The sequence below is a fragment of the Kitasatospora sp. NPDC058478 genome (assembly GCF_042720345.1).
Taxonomy (GTDB): Bacteria; Actinomycetota; Actinomycetes; order Streptomycetales; family Streptomycetaceae; genus Kitasatospora.
Genome location: NZ_JBHXML010000042.1, coordinates 1 through 11521, shown reverse-complemented (window position 1 = coordinate 11521; position 11521 = coordinate 1). Strand labels below are relative to the sequence as shown.

At 72.8% G+C, this 11521-nt stretch carries 7 protein-coding genes; 3 read left to right on the top strand and 4 right to left on the bottom strand.

Annotation, left to right across the window (positions count from 1 at the left end; all coding sequences use genetic code 11):
• Window positions 1–96: 96 nt before the first annotated feature.
• Together ACFWPT_RS23370 and ACFWPT_RS23365 are read right to left on the bottom strand one after the other, a co-directional pair.
• Window positions 97–2127 (bottom strand): transglycosylase domain-containing protein, encoded by a 2031-nt coding sequence (locus ACFWPT_RS23370; protein WP_380483951.1) that lies wholly within the window; start codon window positions 2125–2127, stop codon window positions 97–99.
• 303 nt (window positions 2128–2430) lie between these two features.
• Entirely contained in the window at window positions 2431–4611 is a 2181-nt protein-coding gene (locus ACFWPT_RS23365; RefSeq protein WP_380483949.1) for a hypothetical protein, read from the bottom strand.
• Window positions 4612–4812: 201 nt separating this feature from the next.
• On the opposite strand from ACFWPT_RS23365, the gene ACFWPT_RS23360 reads away from it, so the two are divergent.
• A complete protein-coding gene (locus ACFWPT_RS23360; protein WP_380380454.1) occupies window positions 4813–6924 on the top strand; it encodes a phosphocholine-specific phospholipase C in 2112 nt (703 codons plus the stop codon).
• An 83-nt stretch (window positions 6925–7007) separates the two neighbouring features.
• On the opposite strand, the gene ACFWPT_RS23355 is transcribed toward ACFWPT_RS23360, so the two are convergent.
• Window positions 7008–8000, bottom strand: coding sequence for an NAD-dependent epimerase/dehydratase family protein (locus ACFWPT_RS23355; RefSeq protein ID WP_380483947.1), 993 nt, complete (start codon window positions 7998–8000; stop codon window positions 7008–7010).
• Window positions 8001–8256: 256 nt separating this feature from the next.
• Between ACFWPT_RS23355 and ACFWPT_RS23350 the strand changes: the two genes are divergently transcribed.
• Together ACFWPT_RS23350 and ACFWPT_RS23345 are read left to right on the top strand one after the other, a co-directional pair.
• Window positions 8257–9279 (top strand): cytochrome c oxidase assembly protein, encoded by a 1023-nt coding sequence (locus ACFWPT_RS23350; RefSeq protein WP_079136075.1) that lies wholly within the window; start codon window positions 8257–8259, stop codon window positions 9277–9279.
• 74 nt (window positions 9280–9353) lie between these two features.
• Window positions 9354–9986, top strand: coding sequence for a YdcF family protein (locus ACFWPT_RS23345; protein ID WP_363370884.1), 633 nt, complete (start codon window positions 9354–9356; stop codon window positions 9984–9986).
• A gap of 12 nt (window positions 9987–9998) precedes the next feature.
• Here ACFWPT_RS23345 and ACFWPT_RS23340 read toward each other — a convergent pair whose 3' ends face one another.
• Window positions 9999–11282, bottom strand: coding sequence for an RICIN domain-containing protein (locus ACFWPT_RS23340; RefSeq protein WP_380483945.1), 1284 nt, complete (start codon window positions 11280–11282; stop codon window positions 9999–10001).
• Between the last annotated feature and the right edge of the window lie 239 nt (window positions 11283–11521).

The window sequence follows — 11521 nt, the reverse complement described above, 5'->3', positions numbered from 1 at the left end:
TGTGGTGTGTGTGGTGTTTTAGTGCGCGCGGGGGGGGGGGGCGGGGGCGGCCCCCACGCCGCCGCCGCCACCCCCCGGCCCCACCGGCCCCAGGCCCTACCGTCCTCCCGGGCCACCGGCCGCCTTCATGTACGAGGTCCAGATCTGGGTGGGCAGCGCGGAGTCCGGGGTGTCCGGGGCGGCGCCGCCCAGCCCCTCCAGTGAGAGCAGCTTCATGTCCTTCAGGTCCGCCCGGAAGACCGTGACGGCCGTGGACATCCGCGCGTCGTAGCCGACGAACCACCCCGCCGTGCGCTCCGGGGTCGTCCCCGGCTTCCCGGCCAGGTCCGGCCCGGCCTCCGCCACCGACTTGGCGCTCCCGGTGCGGACCGCGCTCTTGAGCGCCGCGTCCACCTCCCCCGCGACCTGCGGGGTCAGCGCCTGTACGGCGGTCGGCAGGCGCAGCCCGAGCGGCTCGCCGTTCCGGGTGATCCGCAGGACGGAGTACGGGTCCGTGTGGCTGCCTCCGGCGGCGAAGGCGGCGTAGGCGTCGGCGGTCCTGATCGCGCTCGGTGTGGAGTTCCCGACGCCGAAGGCCGGCACCAACTCCCCCATGCTGCCCGGGAGCAGGCCCAGGTCGGCGGCGGTCTTCTGCACCCGGTCCAGGCCGACGTCCATGGCGAGCTGCATCATCGGCCCGTTGACGGACTGCTCCACCGCGCTCCTCAGGGTGACCGTCCCCCAGCTCCGCTTGCCGTCGTTGGCGGTCTTCGCTATCCGCCCGTTGCGCCCCCAGTACGGCCCCTCCGGGGTCATCACGTTCACGCCGTCGTCGCCGTCGTAGGTGGTGGTGGGCGTCACCGGGGTGCGGCTGCCGCCCCGCTTGCGCTGCACGCCCTCGCTCAGGCCCGAGGCGTAGACCAGCGGGGCGAAGGCCGAACCGACCGGCACCGTGGAGGTGTTGGCGTTGTCGAAGCCCTGTTTCAGGTAGTCGGTTCCGCCGTAGAGCGCGACGATCCTCCCGTCCGGGGCGACCGAGGCGGCACCGACCTTCAGTAACCGGTCGGTCTCGCGGCTGTCGGGGTCGATCCCCTTGGTGGCGTCCCGCACCGCGGCGGCCAGCGCGTTGACCTTGGGCTTGTCGAAGGTGGTGAAGATCTGGTGGCCGCCGAGGTCGAACTGGGCCTGCGTGATGTCGCTGTGGCCCTCCACGTAGGTCCTGGCCATGTCCACCAGGTACCCGACCTGGCCGCTCAGCCCCGCCGCCTTCGGCTGGGTCCTGGGCTCGGGGAACACCGTGTACCGGGCGCGCTCGGCGGCGGAGAGCCTGCCGACCTTCACCATCCGGTCCAGGATCCAGGACCACCGCTCCTCGGCCCGCCGGTGGTTGTTCGCGCTGATCCCCGGATCGAACTGCCCGGCCCCCTTCAACAGGGCGGCGAGGAAGGCCCCTTCGCTCGGGTTGAGCTGCGAGACGTCCTTGCCGTAGTACGCGGCCGCGGCCCGTTCGATGCCGTAGCTGCCGCGCCCGAACCAACTGGTGTTCAGATAGCCGGCCAGGATGTCCGGTTTGCCCATCCGCCGGTCCAGTTTGATCGCGATGACGATCTCGCTCAGCTTGCGGGAAAAGTCCTGACGCTGGTTCAGGTAGTTGTTCTTGACGTACTGCTGGGTGATGGTCGAGCCGCCCTGGGTCTCACCGCCCGAGGCCATCTGGTAGACCGCGCGGCCGATGCCCGTGAAGGAGATCCCCGGGTCCGAGTAGAAGGTCTCGTTCTCGGCCGCCAGTACGGCCCACTGCACCGACTCCGGCACCTGGTCGAGCGGCACCTCCTGCCGGTTGGTCTCGCCGATCCGCGCCATCTCGGTGCCGTCCGCCCAGAAGTACACGTTGTTCTGCTGGGTGGCGAAGGCGTTCAGGTCCTCCGGGACGTGGGTGGTGACGTAGAACCAGGTCAGCCATCCCGTCAGCACCGCAGCCCCGGCCCCCGCCACCAGGAGCAGCTGCCGCCAGGACGGGAGCCAGCGGCGGACTCCGCGCCGCCCTCTGCGCGGGTAGTCGATCCACCGCCGCCCTCCGGGCTCCTCCCCTCCGGCCTCCCCTCCGGGCTTCTCCTTCTCCGCCCCGCCACCTTGGTCAGCACGCACAGTCCGGTCTCCGATTCGCTCGTGGGCACAGACCCCCGAACTCAGACGCGATGGGGGTCGGACCACGGCACAACGGAATTGATGTGATCACGGTCATACCGAGCGGACCGGCGGGGCGGCACGGACCCACCCGGCCTGGGGCGGAACAACGTTGGCCGAGGAGGTGGACCACGGGGAAACGACGACGCCGGGGTGCCTTGTGGCACCCCGGCGGGTGGTCGAGGGCGAGGAAAGCGAACGGGCTATGTCAGGTGGAGTGAGAAGGAAGCCCGTTCATGGCCTCGCCGGGGCCAACGCTAGCAGTCAGGCGGGGATCAGGTCACGCAGGTTTTCCGGGGTGATGACGACGGAGTCCGGGTGCAGGCCCTCCGGGCGTTCCAGACCGATGTACGTGACCGGGCCGGCCGGGAACGACATGCCGTCCCACAGCGTGGTGGCGGTGGCGCGCTCGCCCATCAGCTCGGTCAGATGGCGGATCGTCAGGTGGTCACGCCCGACGATGCCCCGCAGCAGCGTGGCGACCGACATCCGGTTCCCCTCGACCCGGTTGGCGTTCGGGTTGCCCTTCAGGTACAGGTGCAGCCACTTGGCGTGCCAGCGGCCGTCGTCCCCACGCAGGAAGGCCAGCGGCAGGGCGACCCTGCCCGGGCCGCGCAGGTCCGACTTCATCCGGACGGTACGCGGTTCGAAGGGGCGGCCCTGCTGTTCGGCGTCGCGCAGCATGAAGCCGAAGAAGGACTCCTCGACCTCCTCGAAGCCCTCACCGGAGAAGATGTTGACCTGCGGGACGATGGCGCTGCCACGTACGGCGCCCAGGCGCAGGTTGATGAACTCGGAGCCGCCGTCGGGGGCGTCGGTGACGTCTCCGGAGTGCTCGCCCTCGACCTGGCTGAGCGAGGTGTAGGAGAGCCAGCCGAGCGTCTCGTAGGAGTCGTCGAGCATCAGGGCGGACAGGTCGAAGTCGGTGCTGTGACCGGTCTGCTTCCAGTAGACGAAGAAGCGCAGCAGTTCGCCGTCGACCGGGGTGAGGGAACCGCGGGGCAGCACGCCGAGTCCGGCGGTGGTGGCCTTGCCGCTGAGCGGGAGTGCGACGTCGAGTACGTCGGGGTCGATCAGCAGGTGCCCGGGGTCGGGGAGGCGGCGGCTCGTCTCGGCGTCCAGGGCGGCGAGCAGGCGGTCGCGTTCGGGTGCCGGCAGGGGCGGTCGGGTGTCGGTGGTGACCCAGGCGCGGCCGAGGCGGTTGACGAAGAGGCGGCGCCCGTCCGCTTCCCCGGTGCGGTTGTGGAGGTGTTCGCGGACCGACAGCAGGACCCGGCCGGAGACCTGCGGGGCGGCCTGCTCGACGGCGGCCACGACGGTGTCGCGTTCCTCCGGGGTGCGGCCCGCGCGCAGCAGGCGGTCCAGGGAGCGGAACAGCATGCCCGGGGCGGTGGCCAGCAGCCGTACCGCGCCGGTGACGTCGCCGGCGCCGAGGAGTTCCTCGACGCGGCTGGTGAGGGAGCGGGCCGCCACCTCACCCCGGGCCACGGCGAACACCTCGGCGGCGCGCGGCCAGCGCGGGTACTCGTGCGGGTGGAGGCGCTCACCGAGGCGCTTGAACGCCTCGCGGTGCCCGCTGACGTCGGCGAGCTTGGCGGGGTCGGCGCCCACCACGGCGTCGAGGCCGGCCAGCAGGGCACGGCGGGCCGGTCGGGACAGCGCCCGGAACCGGGTCGGTTCCGCCAGGGTCACGTCGCCGTCGGACAGTGCGCAGGCCAGCCGGAGCACGTCGGTGACGGTGTCCAGGAGGAGGTCGGCGCCGGCCTGGAGACGGGCGAGGTTGACGACGGCGCGGTTCTCCCGGACCGGGATCGCCTCTGGCTGCGGACCGGCGACGCAGTGCCCGGCGAGCACGCCGAGGTCGCGCAGGCCCTCCTCGCCCAGCGGCGTGGTGCTGCCGGCCAGGGCCAGGTAGAGGGCCGTCACCTCCTCCTCCAGGGCGCCGCCCAGGTGCAGGACCGTCATGCGGTCGCCCGCAGCTGCGATCAGCTCGTCGTGGGCGGCGAGCAGTTCGGCGTAGCTGTGCTGGTAGCGGCCGTAGGACGGGAGGGTCAGCAGGTCGACCACGCCGGTGCGCAGTTGGGCGAGCACACTGCCTCGCGACGCGTCGTCGGCGAGCGCCCCGGCGATGCAGTGCGTCCAGAACTCGAAGGTGTCCGGCACGTTGAGCGGGAAGTCGATGAAGTAGGCGTTGTGCCCGACGTGGTCGCCCACCGACTCGCGGACGGTGCCCAGGGTGCGGGCGGCGGTGTCGACGACCGTCGCCTCGGGCAGCCCCGACAGGTACTCCAGCAGGTCCGCCGAGAGCTTGAAGCCCACGGACATCAGCGCGGCGTCGAACTGCCGCGCCACGACAGCGCCTTGCCCCGCCGGAGCGCCCGGCCGGGAGGGGGCGGGGAGGCGATGGGTGTGCCGGACGACGATGGGTTCGAGACGGTGGACCATGCGGTCATGCTCGCAGAACGGTGCGGGGCGACGCATGCGGGTTTCCGGGCCCGCCGCCGGTGGGTCCGGGGAAGTTGGCTAGACAGGAATTGGCTGAAAACTCATGCGGCGTTCGCTGGAGGACCTCGTACGGCCTGGCTGCGGCACCTATGTTCGAACCTTCTTGGCACCCCCCTGTACCCCGAGAAGGAAGGACACCACGTGGCCTCCATCGACCGGCGCCGATTCCTCCAGCTGAGCGGCGCGTCCGCAGCCGCCGCAGGCCTCGGCGCGTTCCCGCCCGCGGTCAGCAAGGCCCTGGCACTGCCCGCGATCGGCCGGACCCGCTCGATCGAGGACGTCGAACACGTCGTCGTCCTGATGCAGGAGAACCGTTCCTTCGACCACTACTTCGGCACCCTGCGCGGCGTGCGCGGGTTCGACGACCCGCGCCCCACGCTGCTGCCCGACGGCCGGCCGAACTGGCACCAGCCCGCCGCCGCCGTGAAGACCGGCCGCTACCACGACCGCGGTCTGCCCGCCTCCGAGCAGGAGGTGCTGCCCTGGTACATCGACCCCAGGAACACCACCGAGTACCAGGCCGGTACCGACCACGGCTGGAGCAGCGGCCACCTCGCCTGGAACGAGGGGCGCCACGACCAGTGGGTGAACCAGAAGCAGGACGTCATGACGATGGGCCACCTCAAGCGCCAGGACCTGGCGTACCACTTCGCCCTGGCCGACGCCTTCACCCTCTGCGACTCGTACTTCTGCTCCGTCCACGCCGACACCGCGCCCAACCGCATCTACCTGTGGACCGGCACCAGCGACCCGCGCAACGTGTACGGCCGCAAGCCCAACGGCCCCGGCCTGGAGGAGCGCAACAACACCAACGGCTACACCTGGACCACCTACCCCGAGCGCCTGGAGAAGGCCGGCGTCAGCTGGAAGCTGTACCAGGGCGGCTCCGGCGAGCCGGGCACCCCCACGGACAACTACACCGACAACTCGCTGATGTTCTTCGAGCGGTACCAGGTCGCCGAGGGCGCGTCGGGCCCCCTGGTGGACAAGGGCGCCACCGACCACACGCTGAAGGAGTTCCGCTCCGACGTCCAGCAGGGCCGGCTGCCGCAGGTCTCCTGGATCGTCCCGCCGTACAAGTACAGCGAGCACCCGTCCGCGACGCCCACCGACGGCGCGTACTACATCAACCTCGTGCTGGACGCGCTCACCTCCAACCCCGAGGTCTGGGGCAGGACGGTCTTCCTCATCAACTACGACGAGAACGACGGCCTGTTCGACCACGTCGTCCCGCCGATGCCGCCGGTCGTCAGCGGCCCGGGCGGCCAGGGCATCGTCTCCGCCGACCTGAGGGCGAGCCTGCGCGACGAACTGCTCGACCTCGGCAAGCACCCGGGCGAGATGGGCCCGCTGGTCCCCGGCGCCGACCCGGGCGGCCTCCAGCCGATCGGCCTCGGCCCGCGCGTGCCGATGCTGGTCATCTCCCCGTGGTCGCGCGGCGGCTGGGTCTGTTCGGAGACCTTCGACCACACCTCCGTCCTGCGGTTCCTGGAAGCCCGGTTCGGCATCGAGGAGCCCAACATCAGCGCCTGGCGCCGGTCGGTCTGCGGCGACCTCACCTCGGCGCTCGACTTCTCCGGCGCCGACCCGCGGCCGGTCTCGATCCCGGTGCCCGCGCCGATCGCCTCGCAGGGCAAGCCGTACCAGGTGCCGCTGCCCCAGCGGATGCCCACCCAGGAGCCCGGCGTCCGGCCGGCCCGCGCCCTCCCGTACGACCTGGTGGTCAACGAGGAGGAGACGGACACCCCCGGGCGGTTCCAGCTGGATCTGGAGAACCGGGGCGAAGCCGGCGCCTGGCTCTACATCTACGACCGGACCGCGCCGAAGGCCGCCCCCCGCCGCTACACCATCTCGGGCGGCGACACCCTCGGCGACTTCTGGCCGCACTCCGCCTCCGGCGACTACCACCTCGCCGCCCACGGCCCGAACGGGTCGGTGTACGAGTTCGAGGGCGGCGCCCGGACCGAGCTGGTCGCGCTGTTCGACCCGCAGAAGTCCAAGGTGCGCGTCAAGATCACCAACAACGGGCCGGTCGCCCGGACGGTGACCGTCGCCAACGCCTACGCCAAGGGCTCGCAGCAGAGCCGCAGCATCCGGCGCGGCGCCTCGGCCCAGTTCACCTTCGACATACGCCCCGACAGCCGCTGGTACGACATCACCGTCGCCGCCACCGACGGCCCGACCTTCCGCCGCCGCTGGGCCGGCCACCTGGAGAACGGCCGCCCCGGCACCAGCGACCCCGGCACCAGCTGACCGGCGGTGCGGCCCTGACCGTCGGCACAGCGCCCGACCGACGACGCAGCGCCTGAACCGGCGCGCCGCACCGGCGTTTCGTCCTACGCCGGTGCGGCGAGCCCCAGCGCCTGGCGGTACCAGGGGGCGGCGGCGGGCAGCCGGGCGAGGGGGCCGGGGCCGGGCGGACAGGCGGCGAGGCGCCAGACGTCGTCCCCCCGGTACCAGTGGTCGCGGGCGATCAGGGAGAACTGCCGCTCGGAGACGCGGCCCGGGGTGGCGGCGAGCAGACGCCGGCATTCGTCCCACGAGGCGCCCGGGCCGTCCGGGCCATCCGCGCCGTCCGCGCCGGGCAGCGCGGGCAGCAGGCCGAGGCCGGCCAGGGCGGCGAGCAGGTCGCCGGCCCGGACCGGGTCGGGGTGGCTGGCGTGCTGGACGCCGGGCGGGACGGCGTGGTCGTCCAGGGCGAGCGCGGCGATCAGCCGGGCCAGGTCGGCGCGGTCCACCACGGAGAGCCTGGCGTTCCCGCCCGCCCAGGGCACCGGCACCCGGCGGACCAGTTCGGCCAGCGCGGGCACCACCCAGCGGTCGCCCGTCCCGGTCACCAGGCCGGGCCGCAGCACGACGGCGCCGGCCGCCAGCGCGACGCGTTCGCCGAGCAGCCTGGTCCGGCTGGCCTCGGAGACCGGGGCGGCCGGCACCTCGTCGACCCCGATGCCGGAGTGCGGCCCCTCGCCGTACACCGCGGTCGTCGACAGGTGGACGATCCGGCGCACCCCGGCCCGGGTCGCGGCGGCCGTCACCGCCTCGGTGCCGCGCACGTTCACCGCCGCGCACTCCTCGGCGCCCCCGGAGACCCGGGAGGCCAGGTGGAGCAGGACGTCGGCACCCTCGCAGAGCGCGGCCAGCGCCGCCCCGTCGGCGAGGTCGCCCGGCACCCAGACGGCCGGGCCGCGCCCGTCCGGCACGTCGCGGGCCAGCGCGCGCACCCGCGCGCCGCGGGCGGTCAGGGCGGCCAGCACCGCGGAGCCTATGAAGCCGGTCGCCCCGGTCAGCGCGACCGTGGTGCGCTCCGGGTGCCGCCGTCCCGCCGCCATGCCGCACCCCTCGCCGTCCCACCGTGTCGCCGTCTCGGCGCGTCCCGTGTCGCCGTATCGGCGTGTCGCCGTCGACCGGCCGGTCAGTCTATCCAGCCGCCACCCGCCCGGCGGCCACCCGTACGGAGGGGGCGGGGCACGGCCCGAGGTAAGGCCCACCTAGGCTGTAGGCCAAGCAAAACGGGCGAACCGGACCCCCTCCAGGGGCCACCAGGACGGAAAGCAGGGCCCCCCGATGGGCGACGGAATGTCAGGCATGCACCACCACGGCGGGATGACCCAGCTAGGCCCGTTCACCTTGTCCAACGTCTGGACCTGGTCCCCCGACTGGGTGTTCCTGCTGGGCGGCCTGGCCGCCCTGGCGCTGTACGCGGCGGGCGTGGTCCGGCTCCACCGGCGCGGCGACCGCTGGCCGGTCGGCCGGATGGTCGGCTGGGCGGCCGGTGTCGGCAGCCTGATCCTGGTCACCTGCACCGGGCTGAACGACTACGGCATGGTGCTGTTCAGCGCGCACATGATCCAGCACATGGTGCTGTCCATGCTGACGCCGATCCTGCTGCTGCTGGGCGCCCCGATCACGCTGGCGCTGCGCGCGCTGCGGCCGGCCGGCCGGGGCCGCCCGCGCGGGCCGCGCGAGCTGCTGGTGGCGCTGCTGCACAGCCGGTACGTCCGGGTGATCTCGCACCCGGCCTTCACCATTCCGATGTTCATCGCGAGCCTGTACGGGGTCTACTTCACCCCGTTGTTCGACTTCCTGATGCAGTACCGCGCCGGGCACATCTTCATGATGGTGCACTTCCTCCTCACCGGTCTGACCTTCTTCTGGCCGATCATGGGCGTGGACCCGGGCCCGCACCGCCCCAGCCATGTGATGCGGATCATCGAGCTGTTCATGGGCATGCCGTTCCACGCCTTCTTCGGCGTGGCCGTGATGATGGCCAGCCACCCGCTGGTCACCACCTTCACCGTGGAGGGCTCGCCGCCGGGCACCGACCTCCTGGAGGACCAGAAGCTGGCCGGCGGCATCACCTGGGCGTTCGGCGAGATCCCGACCGCGATCGTGCTGATCGCGCTGGTGTACCAGTGGATGCGTTCCGAACAGCGGCAGGCCCGCCGCAGCGACCGCGCCGAGGAGCGCAGCGGCGACGCCGAGCTGGAGGCGTACAACGCCTACCTGGCCTCGCTGCACAAGCGCGGCCCGGGCCCGGCGGCCCCCGCCGCCCCGGCCTCCCCCGCTGCCGCTGTCACCCCCGTCACCCCGGCGGCCGACGTCGGCTGAGCCCGCCGCCGCCTGCACCACGGAACCCCCGTCCCCCTGTGGAACGGGGGTTCCGCCGTATACGTTCGGACGGTATGCACGCTCTGCTGATCGTCGCCGTCCTGCTCGGCGGGTACGTCCTGCTCTGGCTGCTCGGCTTCCTCGGCTGCGCGCTGCGGCAGGGGCGCCGCCCCGCCCCCGTCGGGGCGGACTACCTGGTGGTCCTCGGCGCCGCCCTGGACGGCTGCGAGCCCGCCCCGCCGCTGGCGGCCCGGCTGGACGCCGCGCTGGAACGTTTCGCCGCCGAGGAGGCCGCCGGGCACGCGCCGCTGCTCCTGGTCACCGGCGGGAAGGGCCCGCACGAGGAGTGCACCGAGGCCGCCGCGATGGCCCGCTACCTGACCGCCCGGGGCGTCCCGGCCGACCGGATCCGGCGCGAGGAACGGGCCGTGAACACCGTCGAGAACCTGCGTTTCAGCGCGGCGCTGATGGCCGCCGAACGGCCCGGCTACCGGTGCACGGTCGTCACCAGCGGCTTCCACACCGCCCGCACCGCACTCGCCGCCCGCCGGGCCGGCGCCCCCGGCCGGGTGGTCGGCGCGGACGGACTGCTCGCCCACGGCCCGTACGCACTGCTGCGGGAGGCGGTCGGCACGGCACTCGCGTACCCGCGCGCCAACGCCGCCGCCCTCCTGCTCCTCACGGGCACCGGAGCCCTCCTCGGCTAGGGCCCGGGGCTGCTACTGGAGCCTCCACTGCTGGTTCCAGCCGCTGTCGCAGGTCCAGACGCCCAGGGCCTTGGCGTCCTCGTCGTAGGTCAGGCAGTCCTGGTCGGTGATCCGGATCCGGTACTGGCCGTCGCCCTGGGAGACGAGCTGCCACTTCTGCTCGTCGGCGCCGGTCCACGGCTTGGCGTCGGCGACGTAGCCCTTGGTGTTCTCGGTCAGCGCGAGGCCGGACACGGCGCTGGTGATCTTGTAGCGGCCGTTGCCCAGCGCGCTGAACTGCCAGCCGGTGTTCTTGGGGCCGCTGGTGCCGGCGAGGATCGAGGGGCCGGAGGCGGCCCCGGTGGCCACCGGGCCCCGGCCGGTCTTCACCTTCGGGTACAGCAGCCCGGTCACGGCGTCACCACCGCCGCCGCCCTGGTGCGCGGGCACGCCGGGAGTGGCGGTCCCGCCGGTGCCCACGCCCGGCACCGTACCGGGCTTGGCCGGGACACCCGGGGTGGCGGTGCCGCCCGTGCCGACGCCCGGCACCGTACCGGGCTTGGCCGGGACACCCGGGGTGGCAGTCCCACCGGTGCCGACGCCCGGCACCGTGCCGGGGATGCCGGGGGTGACGGGAACGCCCGGGGTGCCGGGGGTCCCCGCGATGTCGGCCGGGACCTCGCGGGCCGGGAAGTGGATGATCCGCTTGCTGTCGTAGCAGCGGATCAGCACGCAGGACCGGGAGGTGGTCACGGTCCGGTCCGAGTCGCTGCCGACGAAGGCCCAGTTCCCGTAGCCGCCGTCGCCCTTGTTGGTGAAGGTCGACTCGCCCGCGAAGACCCAGATCCGGAAGTCGTCGTAGCCGGTCGGGCCGCCCTCGCTGTCGTGGTGCTCCAGCTTGACGGTCTGGTCGATCAGCACCCCGCGCATGTCCGCCTCGTAGACGTTGCGGAACCAGAGGGTGTCGTACAGGTCGGTGCCGTCGTACTTGAACACCATCACGTTGAACCCCGGTGCGGCGGCGCTCAGTTGGCCGGCCATCCCCTGGGTGAACGCCGCGTTGTCGGCCTGCGCGGTGAGGGCCGCGCTGCGGAAGCCCCCGATCATGGCGCCGATGGAACTGATCAGCGCGCTGTAGCAGTTGCCGTTGCCGATGTTGGCGGGCCCGCCGACGCCCGGCTCGATGCCCGGACAGTCGGTCGCCGCCGAGGCCTGCTGCGGCACGGCCATCAGGCCGGTCGAGGCCAGGGCCGCCAACAGGGTGCCGGCGACGGCCCGTTGGGTGGCCCTGGCCGTCCGGCGGGAGAAAGCGCGCATGCTGAAGTGCCCCGATCATTCGGCGAGGTGGCGTCCGTCTGCGGATCCGCAGCGGAGAACGGTCCTCCGGATGCTAGGGCCGCTCACCGGCACCACCCGTGATCTTGACGGCTCCCTGACGAACCGTTGATGATCTTCCTCCGCACTGGCGCCGCAGCGCCGCGGAGGCCGCCCGGAAAGCCGGGAGGGGCCCCCGGGCGGTTACGGGCCCAGGTGGCGACCAGCGCGTACACAACCCC

Coding starts and splice junctions, on each gene's coding strand:
- ACFWPT_RS23365 (WP_380483949.1), bottom strand. CDS start 4,611: ATGGTCCACCGTCTCGAACCCATCGTCGTCCGGCACACCCATCGCCTC.
- ACFWPT_RS23355 (WP_380483947.1), bottom strand. CDS start 8,000: ATGGCGGCGGGACGGCGGCACCCGGAGCGCACCACGGTCGCGCTGACC.
- ACFWPT_RS23345 (WP_363370884.1), top strand. CDS start 9,354: ATGCACGCTCTGCTGATCGTCGCCGTCCTGCTCGGCGGGTACGTCCTG.
- ACFWPT_RS23340 (WP_380483945.1), bottom strand. CDS start 11,282: ATGCGCGCTTTCTCCCGCCGGACGGCCAGGGCCACCCAACGGGCCGTC.
- ACFWPT_RS23350 (WP_079136075.1), top strand. CDS start 8,257: ATGCACCACCACGGCGGGATGACCCAGCTAGGCCCGTTCACCTTGTCC.